The 17,606-nt window shown below is 62.0% G+C and carries 18 protein-coding genes; 4 read left to right on the top strand and 14 right to left on the bottom strand.

What is annotated here, in order from left to right:
* Position 1 precedes the first annotated feature (1 nt).
* The 3 genes from ABWI03_RS09935 to hemL all read right to left on the bottom strand — a co-directional run bounded on the left by ABWI03_RS09935 (position 2) and on the right by hemL (position 2,656).
* Entirely contained in the window at positions 2-607 is a 606-nt protein-coding gene (locus ABWI03_RS09935; RefSeq protein ID WP_298774185.1) for a TlpA disulfide reductase family protein, read from the bottom strand.
* Positions 604-1,263 carry a histidine phosphatase family protein gene (locus tag ABWI03_RS09930; protein WP_003941868.1) on the bottom strand — a complete coding sequence of 220 codons (660 nt, stop codon included), beginning with the start codon at positions 1,261-1,263 and terminating at the stop codon, positions 604-606. The genes ABWI03_RS09935 and ABWI03_RS09930 overlap by 4 nt, the downstream gene beginning before the upstream one ends.
* Before the next feature lie 67 nt (positions 1,264-1,330).
* Positions 1,331-2,656 (bottom strand): glutamate-1-semialdehyde 2,1-aminomutase, encoded by a 1,326-nt coding sequence (gene hemL, locus ABWI03_RS09925; protein WP_298774182.1) that lies wholly within the window; start codon positions 2,654-2,656, stop codon positions 1,331-1,333.
* 110 nt (positions 2,657-2,766) lie between these two features.
* Between hemL and ABWI03_RS09920 the strand changes: the two genes are divergently transcribed.
* Together ABWI03_RS09920 and ABWI03_RS09915 are read left to right on the top strand one after the other, a co-directional pair.
* Entirely contained in the window at positions 2,767-3,114 is a 348-nt protein-coding gene (locus tag ABWI03_RS09920; RefSeq protein WP_166811172.1) for a hypothetical protein, read from the top strand.
* Between the two features lie 60 nt (positions 3,115-3,174).
* A complete protein-coding gene (locus tag ABWI03_RS09915) occupies positions 3,175-5,106 on the top strand; it encodes an acyl-CoA dehydrogenase family protein (protein ID WP_124568202.1) in 1,932 nt (643 codons plus the stop codon).
* 40 nt (positions 5,107-5,146) lie between these two features.
* On the opposite strand, the gene ABWI03_RS09910 is transcribed toward ABWI03_RS09915, so the two are convergent.
* Complete coding sequence (locus ABWI03_RS09910) at positions 5,147-6,163, bottom strand: ABC transporter permease (RefSeq protein WP_124568201.1); 1,017 nt, start codon at positions 6,161-6,163, stop codon at positions 5,147-5,149.
* A gap of 131 nt (positions 6,164-6,294) precedes the next feature.
* Here ABWI03_RS09910 and ABWI03_RS09905 point away from each other — a divergent pair, with 131 nt between their 5' ends.
* Entirely contained in the window at positions 6,295-6,855 is a 561-nt protein-coding gene (locus ABWI03_RS09905; protein ID WP_298774177.1) for a TetR/AcrR family transcriptional regulator, read from the top strand.
* On the opposite strand, the gene ABWI03_RS09900 is transcribed toward ABWI03_RS09905, so the two are convergent.
* From ABWI03_RS09900 to ABWI03_RS09860, 9 genes are all read right to left on the bottom strand, one after another.
* The gene (locus ABWI03_RS09900) at positions 6,846-7,721 is read right to left on the bottom strand and encodes a TIGR03619 family F420-dependent LLM class oxidoreductase (RefSeq protein ID WP_296553667.1); all 876 of its coding nucleotides are present in this window, start codon (positions 7,719-7,721) and stop codon (positions 6,846-6,848) included. The genes ABWI03_RS09905 and ABWI03_RS09900 overlap by 10 nt on opposite strands.
* Positions 7,722-7,789: 68 nt before the next feature.
* On the bottom strand, positions 7,790-9,430 hold the full coding sequence (locus ABWI03_RS09895; RefSeq protein WP_296553706.1) for an ABC transporter substrate-binding protein: 1,641 nt from the start codon (positions 9,428-9,430) through the stop codon (positions 7,790-7,792).
* Between the two features lie 23 nt (positions 9,431-9,453).
* Positions 9,454-10,515 carry a DUF1214 domain-containing protein gene (locus ABWI03_RS09890; RefSeq protein WP_166811163.1) on the bottom strand — a complete coding sequence of 354 codons (1,062 nt, stop codon included), beginning with the start codon at positions 10,513-10,515 and terminating at the stop codon, positions 9,454-9,456.
* Positions 10,516-10,554: 39 nt separating this feature from the next.
* Positions 10,555-11,700, bottom strand: coding sequence for a sulfotransferase family protein (locus tag ABWI03_RS09885; protein ID WP_298774173.1), 1,146 nt, complete (start codon positions 11,698-11,700; stop codon positions 10,555-10,557).
* A gap of 23 nt (positions 11,701-11,723) precedes the next feature.
* The gene (locus ABWI03_RS09880; RefSeq protein ID WP_200315946.1) at positions 11,724-12,515 is read right to left on the bottom strand and encodes an SDR family oxidoreductase; all 792 of its coding nucleotides are present in this window, start codon (positions 12,513-12,515) and stop codon (positions 11,724-11,726) included.
* Positions 12,509-12,868 carry a nuclear transport factor 2 family protein gene (locus tag ABWI03_RS09875; protein ID WP_166811157.1) on the bottom strand — a complete coding sequence of 120 codons (360 nt, stop codon included), beginning with the start codon at positions 12,866-12,868 and terminating at the stop codon, positions 12,509-12,511. Before ABWI03_RS09875 ends, ABWI03_RS09880 begins: the two co-directional genes overlap by 7 nt.
* Positions 12,869-12,883: 15 nt before the next feature.
* Positions 12,884-14,794, bottom strand: coding sequence for a sulfate adenylyltransferase subunit CysN (cysN, locus tag ABWI03_RS09870; RefSeq protein ID WP_235171643.1), 1,911 nt, complete (start codon positions 14,792-14,794; stop codon positions 12,884-12,886).
* On the bottom strand, positions 14,794-15,699 hold the full coding sequence (gene cysD / locus ABWI03_RS09865) for a sulfate adenylyltransferase subunit CysD (protein ID WP_124568194.1): 906 nt from the start codon (positions 15,697-15,699) through the stop codon (positions 14,794-14,796). Before cysD ends, cysN begins: the two co-directional genes overlap by 1 nt.
* Positions 15,696-16,442 (bottom strand): 3'(2'),5'-bisphosphate nucleotidase CysQ, encoded by a 747-nt coding sequence (locus ABWI03_RS09860; RefSeq protein WP_124568193.1) that lies wholly within the window; start codon positions 16,440-16,442, stop codon positions 15,696-15,698. The genes cysD and ABWI03_RS09860 overlap by 4 nt, the downstream gene beginning before the upstream one ends.
* Positions 16,443-16,696: 254 nt before the next feature.
* Between ABWI03_RS09860 and ABWI03_RS09855 the strand changes: the two genes are divergently transcribed.
* Positions 16,697-17,308 (top strand): TetR/AcrR family transcriptional regulator, encoded by a 612-nt coding sequence (locus ABWI03_RS09855; protein ID WP_200315951.1) that lies wholly within the window; start codon positions 16,697-16,699, stop codon positions 17,306-17,308.
* 12 nt (positions 17,309-17,320) lie between these two features.
* On the opposite strand, the gene ABWI03_RS09850 is transcribed toward ABWI03_RS09855, so the two are convergent.
* Positions 17,321-17,602: a metal-sensitive transcriptional regulator gene (locus tag ABWI03_RS09850; protein ID WP_003942012.1), complete on the bottom strand. Its 282-nt coding sequence runs from the start codon at positions 17,600-17,602 to the stop codon at positions 17,321-17,323.
* Positions 17,603-17,606 lie beyond the last annotated feature (4 nt).

Here is a 17,606-nt window from a genome sequence, read left to right as displayed (position 1 = left end):
TCTACTGCGCGTCTTCCTGAGCTATTCGCTGGACGACGGGCAGCAAATCCTCGGCGAGTAGTTCTTGGAGGAACACCGCGGCGACGCGGTGTTGGCGGTCCAGGACGATCGTCGTCGGAATGACCGACGTGGGGTAGCCCTTACCGAGGGCGATCAGCGAACGCATCGACGGGTCGTAGATCGACGGGTACGAGACCTTGTTGTCGACCACGAAGTCCTGCGCCTTGTTCTTGGTGTCGTCGCGGACATTGATGCCGAGGAACTGCACGCCCGAATCCTTGGTCTGCTCGTAGACCTGTTCCAGGTCGTCGGCTTCGGCCCGGCACGGTCCGCACCACTGACCCCAGACGTTGAGGACGACGACTTTGCCCTCGAAGTCGTCGACGCCGACCTTCTGGCCTTCGTTCATCAGGTCTGGCCCGGAGAGCTTGCCGATGGTGCCTCGGTCGGACGGCGGATCGTAGAAGATCTTGGTTTGTCCGCCCGGTGAGACGAAGTCGAAAGTTCCGCCCTGTGCGACGGCGTCGTCGCCGGTCGCGCAGGACGAGAGGAAAAGCATCGCGGACGCAGCGGCTCCGAGTGCTGCGGCGATGCGGCGCGAAATCATGCTCCTGTCACTCTCGGGTCGGAGGCGCCGGCGGGTTCGGAGTAGACGATGTCAACCAGGGTGTCGCCCTCGTAGACCAGTGAAGTCAACGAGGCCAGGCCGCACTGACGATGACGAGGGTCGTGCCAGAGTCGCTCGCCCTGCAGGAATCGGCGCAGGGTCCAGACCGGAAGCTGATGGCTGACGACGACGGCTTCGTGTCCGACTGCCGCGACGCGTGCGGCGTTGACGGCTGCGAGCATGCGATGCGCGATCTGCAGGTAGGGCTCGCCCCAGGACGGGGTGAACGGGTCACGCAGTTTCCACCAGTGACGCGGACGTGAGAGCGCACCGTCCCCGACGGCAACCTTGAGACCTTCGAACTCGTTGCCTGCCTCGATGAGGTTTTCGTCCGTGACGATGTCGAGCTTGTGTGCCTCGGCGATCGGCGTTGCAGTTTCCTGTGCTCGCTGCAGCGGCGACGCGACCACGTGGGTGATGTCGTGATCGGCGAGCACTGACGCGACCGCACGCGCCTGGGCTTCGCCCGCCACCGACAACCGGAAGCCCGGGAGCCGTCCGTAGAGGATCCCGCGCGGGTTGTGAACTTCGCCGTGGCGAAGGACGTGGACGATGGTGCGGGTGGACGTGTGGTCGGGGTGATCGGCGTCGGTCACAGTCGAGGGTCCTCGCTGAAGAAGATGGATGTCGGAAGCGTGCGGTTGTTGCTCGAGCTTGAACGTGTCAGGACTTGACGGCAGCGGCTGCGGCCTTGGCAGCGTGGGGCATGGCGTCGGCGATGATCGAGAATGCTCGATCGTCGAGTGCTGCGGAGACGAACCACGCTTCGAACGCGCTCGGCGGCGGGTACACGCCGCGGGAGAGCAGCGCATGGAAGAAGGCGGGGAATCGCCAGGTCTGCGCGGCTTTGGCTTCGTCGTAGTTGGTCACTGTGTTCTCGGTGAAGAACACGCTCACCAAGGTGCCTGCGTACTGCACTCGGTGCTCGACGCCTTCGGCGGTGAGTGCTTGGGTCATGAGGTCGCCGAGGGCGGTCGCGTTCCGGCCGAGCTTGGCGTACACCTCGGCGTCGGCGGCGCGCAGACTTGCGAGTCCGGCGGCGACAGCTACGGGGTTACCCGAAAGGGTGCCGGCCTGGTAGACGGGACCGTCGGGCGCGAGGTGGCCCATGATGTCGGCGCGGCCGCCGAATGCTGCGGCGGGCAGTCCGCCGCTCATGACCTTGCCGAAGGTGTAGAGGTCGCCGGCGACGTTGTCGATGCCGTACCAACCCGAGGCGCTGACGCGGAATCCCGTCATCACCTCGTCCATGATCAGGAGCGCGCCGTGCTCACGGGTGAGACGACGCAGACCCTCGTTGAAACCGGGAAGCGGCGCGACGGCGCCCATGTTTCCGGCGGCAGCTTCGGTGATGACGCACGCGATGGCGCCCGGATTGGCGGCGAACGCCGCGGCCACTGCATCGAGATCGTTGTAGCGGACGACGATGGTGTCTTCGGCTTGAGCGCCGGTCACACCAGGAGAGGTCGGCAGCCCGAACGTCGCGAGGCCCGATCCGGCATCGGTGAGAAGGGCGTCGACATGGCCGTGGTAGCAACCGGAGAACTTGATGATCTTGGTGCGTCCGGTGAATCCACGGGCGAGGCGGACTGCGCTCATCGTGGCTTCGGTTCCGGAGTTGACCAGGCGAACCTTTTCCACGGGCGCGACGCGGGCGACGATTTCCTCGGCGAGTGCGACTTCGCCTTCGGTCGGCGCACCGAAGGAGAGACCACCGAGGGCTGCTTCGCGAACTGCTTCGACGACTGCCGGGTGAGCGTGCCCGAGAATCATCGGACCCCAGGACGACACCAGGTCGACGTAATCGTTCCCGTCGACGTCGGTGAGGGTGTAACCGGACGCCTCGCGGATGAACCGCGGTGTTCCGCCGACCGAACCGAACGCGCGGACGGGCGAGTTGACGCCACCCGGAATCACGTTGCCGGCACGTTCGAAGAGCCGAGCGGAGTTCGTTGCATGCACGTCGGGATCACCGGAAGACACAGTCACGGCTTCCAGTGTCCCAGTTCTGTCGAATCTGACAACGACAGGGTGTAGGACTTCGGTGCTCGAGGCGAGTTTTCCGGTCGAACCGGGCCTCGCGTGAGACGATTTCCGGCATGAAGCGACTGTTGACGACGCTGATGGTCTCGGCTGCGATTCTTCTCACATCGTGTGGTTCGGACGCTTCGAACGACGACAAGGCGACAACGTCGTCGCCGCCGAGCGCCACCGACTCGGCTCGAACCACCGCGGCAACGAGCACCGACCCGGCGTTTCTCGGAGGGTGTTCAGCAGTGTCCGTCTACGTTCAGCAGCGTGTTCAGAGCGGCGAGACGTCGACGCAGACAGCGGGCGCCGACTTCCTGAAGATCGTCGAGAACGACCCTTCGTACCAGGCTATGTCCGAGAGCGAGAAGGAACTCTTCCGCCAAGGAATCGAAGCGGGTGCCGCGGGCTCCTGCTGAATGTGAGGGTTGGGATCGAACCGGGTTGCCCGCGGTGCGCTACGCGCTATCGTCGGTTCCATGGCCACCACAGCGGACCACCTCAGGACAACACTCGACGGACGCTGGCGGGAGGTGCGTGAGCGCGTTCGCGGCGAATTGAACGACGAACGTTTTGCTCCGCACTACACACCCAACACCGCCATTGCGCGCTCCAAGGCTCTCGAACAGATGCGCGTCCTCGCCGATCTCGGCTACGCCGCAAACGGTTTCGCGGTCTCTCACGGCGGAACGGGCGACGCGGGTGGCGCCGTCACCAGCATCGAGATGCTCGCGATGTCCGACCTCTCACTGATGGTCAAGGCCGGTGTCCAGTGGGGTCTGTTCGGCGGCGCCATCGAAAACCTCGGCACCGAGCGTCACCACCAGGCATACGTCAAGCCGCTGATCGATCTGGACCTGCTCGGTTGCTTTGCGATGACCGAGACCGGTCACGGCAGCGACGTCCAGGAACTCGAAACCACGGCAACCTACGACGTCGAGACGGGTGAGTTCGTCGTCAACTCCCCCACTCCGTCCTCTCGCAAGGACTACATCGGCGGCGCTGCCCAGCACGCGACCGTCGCGGCGGTGTTCGCACAGCTGATCACCGGTGGCGAAAGTCAGGGCGTCCACTGCTTTGTCGTGCCGATTCGTGACGACGCCGGCAACGACCTCCCCGGTGTCACGACGTCCGACTGCGGGCTCAAGGGTGGACTACCCGGAGTCGACAACGGCCGCATCGTCTTCGACCAGGTCCGCATCCCGCGTGAGAATCTGCTCAACCGTTACGCCGACGTCGCCGAGGACGGCACGTACAGTTCGGCGATCGAGAACCCGAACCGTCGTTTCTTCACGATGGTCGGCACGTTGGTTCGCGGACGTGTGACCGTCGGTGGTTCGGCGGCAGCGGCCGCCCGCGTCGGATTGGCCATTGCCGGTCGATATGCCCTGCAGCGCAGACAGTTCAGTGCCCCGAAGAGCGACGACGAGGTCCTGATCATGGACTACCTCGTCCACCAGAAGCGTCTGCTGCCGTTGATCGCCCGCTCGTATGCTCTGCAGTTCGCACAGAACGAGCTTGTTGCCGCGATGCACGACATCCAGAGCAGCGACGACCCGGATCCGCAGGAGCAGCGCGAACTCGAGGGTCGCGCCGCCGGACTCAAGGCCGCCAACACGTGGCACGCCACTCGGGCCATCCAGGAGGCACGCGAAGCCTGCGGTGGCGCAGGCTATCTCGCCGAGAACCGCCTCACCGCGCTCAAGGCTGACACCGACGTCTTCACCACGTTCGAGGGTGACAACCACGTTCTGACTCAGTTGGTTGCCAAGGAACTACTCACCTCCTACGCCGACGAAGTTCGCGGCATGAGCCCGGTCGACTGGATGCGCTTCGCCGCTACGACGGTCTCCGACGTGGTCAAGAAGCGCACGGCAGCGCAGCAGATCCTGCAGACGATCGTCGACACCCGCCAGGACAACGAAGAGGACGGCAGCCTCTTCAACCGCGGCACCCAGATGAAGATGTTCGAAGATCGCGAAGAGTACCTACTCTCCACTGCGGCAAGGCGATTGCAGGCAGCACAGAAGCGCGAGGAAAACCCGTTCGACGCGTTCAACTTCGTGCAGGACCACGTGCTCAAAGCCGCTCAGGCGCACATCGAGCGCGTCATTTTGGAAGCATTCGTCGCGGGCATCGACTCGTGTGAGGACGAGACCGCAAAGGAACTCTTCGGCGAGGTGTGCGATCTCTACGCACTGTCCGTCATCGAGGAGGACAAGGCCTGGTTCATGGAGCACCGGCACCTGTCGGTGGAGCGTTCGAAGGCCGTGACGCGCGGAATCAACGAGCGGTGCCGCACCCTGCGTCCGCACGTCGAGACGCTGATCGACGGCTTCGGCATTCCGGAGATCCTGCTGGGGTCGGCGATGCTGGACGGGCCGGGCACCGACGCGGTACGGCTGAAGTAAACAGTTCGGGTGGGGTCGGCAATCGCCGGCCCCACCACGCTCAGTGCGCTGCTGCCTTCTTCGACTGCCGAGAGGCGAGCAGTCCGGTCAGGCCGAGTGCCGCGACCAGCCAGATCCCCAGAACGAGCAGGTGCGGTCCGGCGCCGTTCCCACCGAAGTAGATGACGGAGCGGATGGGCTCCATGGCCGCTGATCCGAGCCAGAACGAATGGATGTGCTGCCAGAATCCGGGCAGGAACGACACCGGGATGGCACCGCCCGAACTCGGGAAGTTGATGAAGACGAGCACCGTCAGCACCGCGAAGATCGCGGCCTGCCCGAGCAGTCGATTGAGCAGGATGCTCACCGCACCGACGGTGAACGTGTAGAGCATCGAGATCCCCAGCAGTTGCACGATCTGACCGACCGACGCCCCGAAGGCGTGCATGAAGATGCTGGTGATTCCGAAGGCGATGAGCGGGGTGAGTACCGCCGCACCGGCCAGGATCGAATACTGCTCTCGCAGCCGCATTCTCGGCGCAACCTGACTGAGCACCGTGATGGTCAGGTAGCCACCGAGGGTGCAGACGATCAAGAAGTAGAAGAGCCCGACGGTCGAGGAGTCGCGCGCCGTGACGGGCGCCGAGTCGATCACCGTGACCTGCTGCCCCGTCTGCTCCGCGACGGAATGCGCCAAGCTGCTCACCACGGAAACCGTCGAGGCGCCCGCGCCGGTGGCGATACGTGCGGTCACGGTGTCACCGATCTCGATGGCGCCGATCGCGTCGCGGTTGTCGATCCGAGAGAGAGCGTCGGCGGCGTTGGCGGTGGCAACGATGTCGAACTTGTCACCCGACGACGCCTGGATTCCGTCGATCAGCGGGGCCGTGACGGACGACGGACCGACCACCACGATCGGGGCCTGATTCGGCGTCGGTGAGTGGAACGCGCTGACGTAACACAGGCAGAACATGATGACGAAGAACAACGGAAATGCGAGTCCACTGCCCACCATCTTCCAATTGGTCGGCGGATCGACAACCTCTTCGCTGGGAACCCGGACGTCGGCATCTGTCATATTCCACGCTCTCTTCACTCACCGCATCTAGCTGTCAACACCGTTGACAGACTCAACAGTCAACACCGTTGACACGCTATAGTCAACGCCGTTGACAACGAAGTCGGCACGCGAACACAGAGGTCGATGTCGTGACACCCACGAAGCACACGCCAGAGCAGGAACAGCCCTCGACGTCCGAGACGATTCGCGCTGCAGCATTCCAACTATTCGGTGAGCACGGATTCGGTGGCACGTCGGTTCGCGCCATCGCCAAAGTTGCCGGAATCGATCCGGCCCTGGTGATCCGGCATTTCGGGTCGAAGGAAGCGCTGTTCCTGGAAACCACGCCGGTTGCGGACTACTTCGAAGGCCAGTTCGACGGCCCACTCGACACCCTCGGTGAGCGGATCGCAGCATTCGTCCTGGGCAAGGCCGACGCCCGGATGCTGTCGGTGTACACAGCGCTCATGCGGGCGTCGGACAGTCCACGGATCCGGGAGCGGCTGCGCGAGATGACCGGTACGTTTGCCACCAATCTCGCCGCTCGCCTCGACGGCGAAGACGCGTACACCCGAGCACTCCTGGTCTCCGCCCAGGTGTCCGGCTTGTTGAGCGTCCTCAGCGACGAGAGCATCCCCCAGTCGGCAGATCGCGACGAGTTGGCAAAACTCTACGGCCGGGCGATGCAGACGCTGATCGATCAGTACTGAGCGATGACCTCGTCGGCAAACCGTCGAATCGAGTCGAGTCGCGCCTGACGATCACCGACATCAACTCCGTAGCGATACCACGGCAACACTCTGATTTCCGTGACTCCGAGAGTCTCGAGTTCCCGATATCCGTCCAGATCGCGAACATCCGTCGGCGAGACGTTGACGCCGAAGGGGGCATCGGCACGACCGTACTCGTCCCGCAATTCCGTGAGACGATCGATGGCGGAGGCCAATTCGGCCTTGGTCGTGTTCACCGACATCCAACCGTCAGCCAACCTGGCTGCGCGCCGCAATCCCGGTTCACTGTGCCCACCGATGTAGATCGGAACAGGAATCTCCGGAGCAGGACTGATCATCAGCGCGTCGAAATCGTAGTGCTTGCCATGGAATTCGACCCATTCGGGTCCACGTCCCGCACACACGGCCTTGATGATCTCGATGGCTTCGTCGGTACGCGCACCGCGGGTTCGCATCTCGGTACCGGTGAAAGTGAATTCCTCGGGAATCCAGGACAAACCGACGCCGAGAGCGACGCGGTTCCGCGACATCACCGCCATGGTCGATACCTGCTTGGCCGTCAACAGCGGATCACGCAGTGGGAGTTTGAACACGTTGGTGTAAAACCGAATTCGCGACGTGACGGCCGCCATTGCGGCCATGGCAATGAAGGGATCTGGCATCGGTGTCTCGGGCGACCACATCCGCTTCCCGTCAGCGGTGTACGGATACGGCGCCGACACCCGCTCTGGATAGAACACGGAATCCGGCATCGCGATTCCGTCGAAACCCACCTCTTCTGCGACCTGCGCCAACTCGCACAACTCCAGGGCGCCGATCATCGCGCCCGCCAAGGACCACTTCATCGTTCCACCATTTCGCCGCTACACCATTTCGTCAATCGCACGTCGAAAACCCTTCCATCTGCAGGAACTCACGCCGGCGACATCCAAGCATCGCCGAAGAACATGATGTCGGTGATAGTGCGTACGACGCCGTGAATGTTGCCGTCCCAAGCAGTCAACACCGATGCGGGACCCCAGATCACATAAGGCACAGTCACATTGGCGTACTCCTGCACCCTGCTGATCGCCTCACGGACAGCATCGTCCGTCGATGCAGTCTGCACAGCCGTGATCAGCGCGTCCATCTCCGGGTCCGCGAAGCCGGACGGGTTGTTCTTCGAATCACTGGCCATACTGTTGTACACATTGAGGTACGGCGCTTCTTCTCCGACCGGAGCGCCACCTCTGGTCATGTCGAAATCGTGGTCCCTGTATACCCGTCGAACCAGATCGGTCACATCGGTGGCGTAGTCGATGGTGACGTCGAAACCGATCGCGTTCAGCGACGCCTGAACCGTCAGTGCCGTCGCTTGTTGGCTCGGCTCCGAGGTGGTGAGATAACGGAGTTTCCCGTCGTACCCGTCGGACTTCGCTTGATCGAGCAGCGCCTTTGCCTTCGCCGGGTCGAACGGAATGCCTGCTGTGTTGTTGTACCAACGTGATGTCCGCGGGACCAGTTCGGAACTGGCGGTGCCCAATCCGTTGTTCGCACGGGTATTGACTGCCGCCGGATCCACCCCGGAGGCGATCGCCTGACGAATACGCACATCGGCCCCGGGCTTGCCCTCGCGATTGTTGATCGTGCCGATCCCGTTCTGTCCGGTCGGACTGAGGTAACCCGAGTATCCGTCGTCGAGAGCTTGTTTGATGACGGCCTCGTCTCGCAGAATGTACGTCATGTCGATCTGACCGCTCTTCAGCGATTCGTACTGAGACTGTGCGCCCGAAGTAGGAACGAACCGCAGTGTGTCCAGTGAAGGTTTACCGCCCTGATAATCCGTACGTGCGGCGAGTACCAGTTCTTCGTGCGGCGCGAACTTGGCCAAGGTGAACGGGCCCGCCCCGATCGGCGTGAACGCTCCGTCCCCGGTTCCTGAAACAGACCCTGCCTCTCCGCCTGAACTTCGCGCAACGATCATTCCGGGGCCGAGCGACAACAGCGCCGGGAATTGACTCCAGGGCCGCTCGAGGATGAATTCGACAGTGGTGGCGTCGGGCGTCTCGATCCGATCCACGATGTTGAGCCAGGTCTGCGATACATCGCCCTTACCTGCCACGAATCGATCGATACTCCACTTCACCGCTTCCGCGTCGAGCGGGCTCCCGTCACTGAAGGTGAGACCATCAGCCAAAGTGACTGTGTACGAGGTGAAGTCGCTGTTGTTCGACAGAGTCTTCGCGAGTTGCGGTACGAAGCCCCCGCTTGTGGAATCGCTGCGTACCAGCGTGTCGTAAATTGCGGCCATTTCGGTTCCGCCGGTCGAACCGGCGGCTTGCGTTCTGGCGGGGTCCAACGAGGAAGGGAACGAATAGGACCCGAAGGTGAGAACACCTCCGTCGACCCGTTCCCCAGTATCCCGAGCTCCCACGAAACCCGCTGCGCCACTACTGCTCGGTGAATCCGATCCCGCGGTGCCCCCACTACTGGAGGCACACCCGGTCAACCACAATGCACCGGCAAGCCCGAGCGCGACAAACCGAGGTACGAACCGAATCTTTCTGGTGTACATACGTTCCCAATCTCGTCCGCTGATCAGATCTTGACTACCGTCGACGTCGGGATCGGATGCGAGTCCGCCTTGATCCAGCGCAGCGCCCATGTCCCCTCGGTGTGCGAATCGGTGTCGATCCAGTTGCCGTAGCCGGGATCCTTCGCCGCCACGACGATCGTCATGGTGCCGTCGTCGTTGAGCTTCGCGGTGTGATTGTTGATGTAGATGTTCGTGCGGTTGTAGTCGAGAGACTCGACCCAGAAGTTCTGCAGCACGAAGTTGAAGTACTCGCAGTTCGGGACCTCGGTCTCGATGACCCACGCCTCGTCCTCGGCGAGCTTCCAGTAACCGTGGAAGTAGAAGATCGTCGGATCACCGCCGGCGTCCTGGAAGTAGTCCTGTCCCCAGTCGAAGATCTCGTTGGCGCGGGGCTGGAATTTGCGCGACCACTCCAGGAAGGTCTCCGCCATCCCTTTCACGATCCCGACGGACTTGGTGAGGCGCTCGCCGATCTCTTCCGGAGTCAGCGGGACGAACTCCCCGTCCGGGTTCAGGCATTCGATGGTCAGATCACCGACGACCTCGTTGCGCCGATCCTTGTGGGTTTGCCGAACGGAGATGAGGTTACTTTCGGGCGCCAAAGGCAGCCAGGCACCCTCGGCGGGCTTGTCCACACTCGCGATGAACTCGAAACGGCCGTTCTCGTCGACCTCGAGGTCGTGGATGTGCAGATCGCCGGTCTGCAGCATGGTGCCGTCGATGTGGTACCGATTGACACGCGAGCCGAAGGTGATCAGCGGGACGGTGCCTCGGGTGCCGATGATCCGGTAGTTGTACTTACCGGAGATGTTTGCACGCATGTAAACGTTGTCCGGGTTGTCGGCACCGATCTTCGTCATCATGTTCGGGTTCGGAGCGGACGAGAACTGCGGCCACCGTGGATCGGTGTACTCGACACAGTTGATCGTGCCGTACCGAAGCAACCGGCTCAGGTAGCGAACGCCCTCGGCTCGAGTCAGCGGATCCTGAGGGACGATCTCGTCTTCCAGGACCTTTCCGACCTCGAGCAGATCTGCGCAAAACTTTTCCCAAACAGCGTTCATGTAAATCTCCTTGTTGTAGTGGGGCTAGGTCTGGGTCGATCAGGGTGTGGTGGCGAACTTCGCTTCGACGTCGGCAGCGCTCACGCCGAACTCCTCGAGCGAATAGCGGTGAGACGGACGACGGTGCTCGGCAAGGCTCGCCTGATGCGACGCCTCCACCGCGGCGCGGGCGTCGTCTGTGAAGGGCAGATCGAATTGTGCGTAGATCTTCTCGACTGTGCCGACCGCGTCGGAGATGAAGTCCTTGTAGTCGACGTCGATGAACTGATCCGGGTTGTAGCGGCTACGGGCACTGTTGAAGTTCGCATTCCCTCTTGCCCACAGGTCCAGTTGCGTGCGCCCGATGGCCGGACGGTCGAAGGCTTTCGACATGTCGTGTCCGCCCTGCTCGGCAAGGCTGAAGGTGGACGCCATCGACGTCAACGGGTCCCGGAAGGTCCGGACGAACAGCGCATCCGGATAGACCGACATGATCTCGTCGATCGCGAAGACATGACTCGGGCTTTTGAGCACCCACCGTCGGTCCTGGTCGTGCAGCCCGATCAACTGCAGGTTCTTCTTGTGCCGCGCATATGTTTCGGTCCAGTCCTGCTTCGCCAGCCACCGGGTGTAACTCGGTACGTACGCCACGGTCTCGAACGCTGTCGAGAGCATCGTCTGCTGCAGCAGACGCCAACATTCCTCGACCTCCTCTGCCCCCATGAAATGCACCTTCATCAGGTCCGCCTCGTTGCGCTGGCGCGCACGATAGAAAGTGTCGGAGCGAACGTAGTCTGCGTTCTCCGACCACTTGTCGCGCTCGGGGCGCGGCTGCGGCGTCTCGGCGAGCCACATCTCGGCGCCCTGATGCGCTGGGTCGGCACCGAGCAAGCGGTGCAGCGCGGTGCTGCCGGTGCGGGTCAACCCAACCACGAAGATCGGGCGCTCGATCGGAACGTCCACGTGCTCTGGATATTTCGCAAATCCGGCCTCACTGGTCAGGCGACCCGCGAGCGCTCCGATGATCATCTTGCGAGCGATCACCTTGCCGTGCGGAGTGAGGTCGGCCTCGTTCTGGAACGACTCGAGGAGAACTCGAAGCCCTTCGAGATAGCTGTCGCTGCCGAAGTTTTCGTACCCGGTCTCCTCACGCGCGACCTGGTGCAAGTCGTCGACGGAACCGATGCCGTCGTAATCCTGTGTCATCTGTAATTCCTTGTGGGGTGGGTTCAGTGGTGGGTGTGACCGCAGTTGACGTCGAGACATTGCCCCGCGATGGCCCTGGCCGAATCGGACAGGAGGAAGACCACAGCATTGGCAATGTCGTCCGGCTCCGGTAGCCGGCGTAGATCGGTGCCCGCCGCGATTTCGTCGTAAATGGCCTTGGGGTCGACTCCTGCTGCCGCTGCCTTCTTCTCGAACATGTTCTTCACCGAGTCCGCCCAGATATAGCCGGGAGCAACCGAATTGACTCGAACGCCTTTGGGGCCGAGATCGATCGACAAACTGCGTGCCATTGCCAGGAGCCCGGATTTCATGATGCGGTAGGCCCCGAAACCGGGAAGTTGGTTGCGCAGCACCATGGACGTGACCATCACGACAGACCCGTGCGACTCGATCAATGCCGGAGCAAATTCCCTGGTCACGTTCAACGCCGCGAGCAAGTTGATGTCGATGCCCGACTGGATGGACGCCACGTCGGCGTCCAGGAGTGGCACCTGCGCGGGTTGAACAAACGCATTGTTCACCAGGCAATGCACCGCACCGAACTCAGCGACAGTTGTCTCCGCCAACGAAGCGATCGAATCGACGTCGGTGAGGTTCGTCGGTACGGCCAACGCAATTCCGCCGCGGTCTCGGATCTCCCTTGCCACTGATTCCAAGCGCTCGGGTGTGCGGGCAGCCAGAACAACTTTCGCTCCGGACGCCGCACTCTGCAGCGCAATCGAACGACCCAGCGCCGGGCCCACTCCCGAGACGACGACAACCTTGCCTGCCAACAGGCCCGGATGGGTCAGCACTGTGCCTGCGGATCGAGAACAACACTGAGAGAAACGATCTTGCAGTCATCGTCGAACTCGAACAGGTCGGTGGCGGCGAAGTCGGGCATCCCGACCCGCTGAACCCGAAGCTGCATGGCTGCGTACTTTCCCGTCACCGAAATCGGCCCGAGCAGGCTGACGGTGAAGTCGACCTGGGCGCACGCCGTGTCGAATGCGCGAATCTCGTCGATCCCGCGGTAAGTCGTGACACCCAGCGGCTCATGTTGAACTGCGTCGGGCGCAAACAACGCAACCAGGCCGTCGACGTCGTGACTTGCGAGACAATTGACGTAATCTTCTACAGCAGAAACTATTTCAGCCCTGTCAGGCATGGATGCTCCTCGAGTTCAGACGGATCGAGAAATGGTTCCGCGGGCGCGGAGATAGTCGATGATCGCGATCGCAGCGTCCTCGGTCGTCGTGACACTGGTGTCGATGTGGATATCGGGGTGCTGAGGTGGTTCGTACGGCGAATCGATGCCGGTGAAGTTCACCAATTCCCCACGTCGAGCTTTCTTGTACAGCCCCTTGGGATCTCGCTCCTCTGCGACGGCAAGAGCGGTGTCGACGAAGATTTCGACGAACTGTTGGTCGCCGATCAATTCACGAGCGGCATGACGCTCGGCCTCGAACGGTGAAATGAAGGACGCGAGCACGATCAGGCCGGCATCCGCCATCAGGCGGGTGACTTCCGTGACGCGGCGGATGTTCTCGACGCGGTCGGCTTCGGTGAATCCGAGGTCTCGATTCAGCCCGTGACGGACGTTGTCTCCGTCGAGGAGGTAGGTGTGCGCGCCGAGTGCGTGCAGTTGACGCTCGACATCGTTGGCGATGGTCGACTTTCCCGAACCGGAGAGGCCCGTGAACCACAGAACTGCGGGTTGGTGACCCTTGAGCCTGGTGTGCGCGGCCTCGTCGACGTCGACGGATTGCCAGTGAATGTTGTCCGATCGACGCAGCGAGTGCGTGATCATGCCCGCACCGACAGTGCTGTTGGTCAGGCGGTCGATGAGGATGAAGCTACCGGTGTCACGGTTGCCGACGTACGGGTCGAACGGGACGGGCCGATCGAAACTGAGGTTGCACACTCCGATTTCGTTGAGCGCGAGAGTAGTCGTTGCAGTCTTCTCGAGAGTGTTGACGTTGATCTTGTGTTTGGGTTTCGTGATGCGCGCAGTGACGGTGACGGTACCGATCTGGCACAGGAACGGCCGCTCAGGCAGCATAAGAGCCTCACCCATCCAGACGATGCAGGCCTCGAACTGATCGGCGACGGCCGGCGGGTTGTCGCCGATGGACAGCACATCACCGCGGCTGATGTCGATCTCGTCGGCGAGCGTGATGGTGACCGAGCGGCCCGCGCCGGCAACGTCGAGGTCGCCACCCATGGTCACGATGCGCTCGACCGTGGACGTCTTTCCACTGGGGAGTACGCGGATGGGATCTCCGGGAGATACGGTGCCGGAGACGATCTGGCCGGAGAATCCCCGGAAGTCGAGGTCCGGTCGGTTGACCCACTGCACCGGCATCCGGAACGGAGCCGCAGCGGCAGCATCGTCGATGTCCACGCTTTCGAGATGTTCGATCAGGCTGGGTCCGGAGTACCACGGGGTATTCGCGCTGCGCTCGGTGAGATTGTCACCCATGTATGCCGACATCGGAATGGCGACGAACCCGTCGAGACCGATCTCGTGAGCGAACTCTGCGTAATCCGCGGTGATGGCATCGAAGACCTCTTGCGAGTAGTCGACGAGGTCTAGCTTGTTCACGGCCAGCACCACGTGCTTGATCCCGAGCAAGGACACGAGATACGAGTGCCGACGGGTCTGAGTCAGTATGCCCTTGCGGGAATCGACAAGGATCACAGCAAGATCGGCCGTCGATGCGCCCGTCACCATGTTCCGGGTGTACTGCTCATGCCCCGGAGTATCAGCGACGACGAACTTGCGTCGCTCGGTCGTGAAGTAGCGGTAGGCGACGTCGATCGTGATGCCCTGCTCACGTTCGGCGGCGAGACCGTCGACCAGGAGAGCGAAATCGAGCCCCTCCCCCTGCGTTCCGCTCTTGCGCGAATCGGCTTCGAGCGCCGTGAGCTGGTCGTCGAAGACGAGTTTCGATTCGTAGAGCAGACGGCCGATCAAGGTGCTCTTGCCGTCGTCGACGCTGCCGCAGGTGATGAATCGCAGCATGCTCTTGTTCGCATGACGTTCGAGGTACGCCTCGATGTCGTCAGCGATCAATTCAGAGGAAACAGTCATCAGAAGTACCCCTCTTGCTTCTTCTTTTCCATCGACGCACTCGAGTCGTGGTCGATGACCCGTCCCTGGCGTTCGGAAGTGGTGGTGAGCAACATTTCCGAGATGATCTCGGTCAGACTCGTTGCGGCCGATTCGACGGCACCGGTCAGCGGGTAACAGCCGAGGGTGCGGAAACGAACGCTCTTGAGTTCCGGAGTCTCGCCCGGCAGCAACGGCATCCGGTCGTCGTCGACCATGATCAGCGCACCGTCCCGCTCGACGACGGGCCGCTTGTCGGCAAAATACAGCGGAACGATCGGAATCTCTTCCTGGCGTATGTATTCCCACACATCCAGCTCGGTCCAGTTCGAGAGCGGGAAGACGCGCAGGCTTTCGCCCGGCGCTTTGCGGACGTTGTACATCCGCCACAACTCTGGTCGCTGCTGCTTGGGATCCCAGCGGTGCGCAGCTGATCGGATCGAGAAGATCCGTTCCTTGGCACGGGATTTTTCTTCGTCGCGCCGGGCACCACCGAACGCCGCGTCGAATTTGTAGTGATCGAGGGCTTGTTTGAGACCTTCTGTTTTCCACATGTCGGTATGGACAGCGCTGCCGTGAGTGAACGGGTTGATCCCCTGCTTCACGCAGTCCGGATTGGTGTGGACGATGAGATCGAGATCGCCTGCAGCAGCGGTACTGTCACGAAGTTTGTACATCTCGCGAAACTTCCACGTGGTGTCGACGTGCAACAGCGGAAACGGCAGCTTCGACGGATAGAAGGCCTTGCGCGCCAGATGCAGCATCACCGCGGAATCTTTGCCCACCGAGTACAGCATCACCGGGTTCTCACTCTGCGAGGCAGCTTCACGCATGATGTGAATACTCTCGGCTTCGAGTCGTTCGAGGTGCGTCAGTGTCGCGGTCATCGGCCCAGTTCCTCCAGTGCTTTCGGGGCGAGTTCGGGCAAGCAGATGAGGAGATCCGGCAACCACGGTTTTTCCTGGTTGTAGCAAAGCTCACTGCCGTCGATACGTGAAACATGCAGTCCTGCAGCACGTGCGACAGCAACGGGCGCCGCCGAATCCCACTCGTACTGTCCGCCCGCATGCGCATAGATGTCTGCGTCACCCGAGACGACCGCCATTGCTTTGGCTCCGGCGGATCCCATTTCGATCAACTCCGCGCCCATGGAGTCGGCCATGCGCATGACCGGTTCCGGACGCCGCGTCCGCGATACGACGACACGAACCGGCGTCGCGGAATCCCGCCCGGTTCGATCATCACCGCTGCAATAGGTGACGCCGAGGGCAGGCATTGCGACCGCACCTGTTGTGAGGACGCCGTTTTCGGTCAGTGCAACATGCACGGCCCAGTCCGATCGGCCGGCCTCGCCGTACTCACGGGTGCCGTCGAGAGGGTCGACGATCCACACCCGATCCGCAGCCAGCCTCGCGAGGTCGTCAACACCTTCCTCCGACAGCACTGCATCCGCAGGGAAGCGTCGGGCAAGTTCGGCGACGATGAATTCATGACTGAGTCGATCGGCCGCGTTCTTGAAAGTCGCGGCATCACCGTCGTTTTCGCCGAGGGATTTGCGGTGTTCGAGCAGAAGTTCTCCAGCCGCGGTGGCGATGTCGATCGCCGCGCGTTCATCGTTAGTGCGTGTCATAGGTACTCCACAACTGTGTAGACCTCCCGATCGATACGGGAAGAAAGGTCAGGCCGACCGCAGAGTGTCCAGCGCGATGCACTGGTCTCGATGTGGTCTGCGCCATACCGTAACACCAGAATGAACGATGTTCATTCTATTTCGAACAATGTTCATTCTATGATCTGTATCACATTTTATTCTGGGTGGCGTTCAACAACGAACGGTGTTCGATGTGAATTGAGGATGCCGACCACCGCGACTACGGTGATCAAATGAGCAGTACCAGCAGCAAGTCGATCTACGGCGACGCCGAAGTGCGTCGACGCCGAACGCTCGACGCGGCGATTTCGCTTCTGGACGAGGGCGGCTACTCCGCGCTCACCATCCGCGCGGTCGCCAAACGAGCCGGCACCAGCACCGGACTGATCTACCAGTACTTCGTCGACAAGCAGGACATCTTCGCCGCCCTCCTCAGCGAGAGTCAGCTGGAAATGGCCGATTTCGTGAACTCGCTCCCCCGCGAGCAGGGGCTGAGCGCATTACTCGAGTCCGTGATCTCCGAGTTTGCTCGGCACTGGGCACGGGTGGGCCGACTCACCACCACCTGGCGCGACATCGAAGGCATGGCCGGCTCCGACCGAGAGAGCATGCGGGAACTTCACGCATCCGTAGCGGTCTTCAACTCGGCGTTGGTTCGAGCGCTCACGGAATCTGCTGCAGCCGAAGGAAACCGGTTGATCGACGACCCCGCGCTTGTCCATGTGGTGCTCTCCGGGCTCAAAGGCCTGTCGGACACCATCGTCATCAACGTCGCCAAAGAGATCACACCCGAGCATTTCGTGAACTTCTCCGCCCGGGCGCTCGCGCGGTCCATCACGCAGTGACGGACCGGCACCTTACGAACGAACGAGACGAGCGATGGCCGCCTGAGCTTCCTTGATCTTGACGTCCGCTTCCGGACCACCCTGCTTGGCAGCTTCGACGACGCAACCAGCAAGGTGGGCGTCGAGAAGCTTCAGGGATACGGACTGCAACGCGCTCGTCGCGGCGGACACCTGGGTGAGCACGTCGATGCAGTAACGGTCGTCTGCGACCATGCGCGAGATTCCGGCTACCTGACCTTCGATACGACGAAGGCGCTTGAGCAGATCGTCCTGCTCGGGGCTGTAACTACTCATACCG

Source organism: Rhodococcus baikonurensis (genome assembly GCF_040489275.1).
GTDB lineage: Bacteria > Actinomycetota > Actinomycetes > Mycobacteriales > Mycobacteriaceae > Rhodococcus_F > Rhodococcus_F baikonurensis.
The sequence above is the reverse complement of the archived record's forward strand: the minus strand, read 5'-3'. Positions and strand labels throughout refer to the sequence as shown.

Bases quoted from the DNA above. Each gene is read 5' to 3' on its own strand.
- ABWI03_RS09935 (WP_298774185.1), bottom strand. From the start codon at position 607: ATGATTTCGCGCCGCATCGCCGCAGCACTCGGAGCCGCTGCGTCCGCG.
- ABWI03_RS09920 (WP_166811172.1), top strand. From the start codon at position 2,767: ATGAAGCGACTGTTGACGACGCTGATGGTCTCGGCTGCGATTCTTCTC.
- ABWI03_RS09915 (WP_124568202.1), top strand. From the start codon at position 3,175: ATGGCCACCACAGCGGACCACCTCAGGACAACACTCGACGGACGCTGG.
- ABWI03_RS09910 (WP_124568201.1), bottom strand. From the start codon at position 6,163: ATGACAGATGCCGACGTCCGGGTTCCCAGCGAAGAGGTTGTCGATCCG.
- ABWI03_RS09900 (WP_296553667.1), bottom strand. From the start codon at position 7,721: ATGAAGTGGTCCTTGGCGGGCGCGATGATCGGCGCCCTGGAGTTGTGC.
- ABWI03_RS09895 (WP_296553706.1), bottom strand. From the start codon at position 9,430: ATGTACACCAGAAAGATTCGGTTCGTACCTCGGTTTGTCGCGCTCGGG.
- ABWI03_RS09890 (WP_166811163.1), bottom strand. From the start codon at position 10,515: ATGAACGCTGTTTGGGAAAAGTTTTGCGCAGATCTGCTCGAGGTCGGA.
- ABWI03_RS09885 (WP_298774173.1), bottom strand. From the start codon at position 11,700: ATGACACAGGATTACGACGGCATCGGTTCCGTCGACGACTTGCACCAG.
- ABWI03_RS09875 (WP_166811157.1), bottom strand. From the start codon at position 12,868: ATGCCTGACAGGGCTGAAATAGTTTCTGCTGTAGAAGATTACGTCAAT.
- cysN (WP_235171643.1), bottom strand. From the start codon at position 14,794: ATGACTGTTTCCTCTGAATTGATCGCTGACGACATCGAGGCGTACCTC.
- cysD (WP_124568194.1), bottom strand. From the start codon at position 15,699: ATGACCGCGACACTGACGCACCTCGAACGACTCGAAGCCGAGAGTATT.
- ABWI03_RS09860 (WP_124568193.1), bottom strand. From the start codon at position 16,442: ATGACACGCACTAACGATGAACGCGCGGCGATCGACATCGCCACCGCG.
- ABWI03_RS09855 (WP_200315951.1), top strand. From the start codon at position 16,697: ATGAGCAGTACCAGCAGCAAGTCGATCTACGGCGACGCCGAAGTGCGT.
- ABWI03_RS09850 (WP_003942012.1), bottom strand. From the start codon at position 17,602: ATGAGTAGTTACAGCCCCGAGCAGGACGATCTGCTCAAGCGCCTTCGT.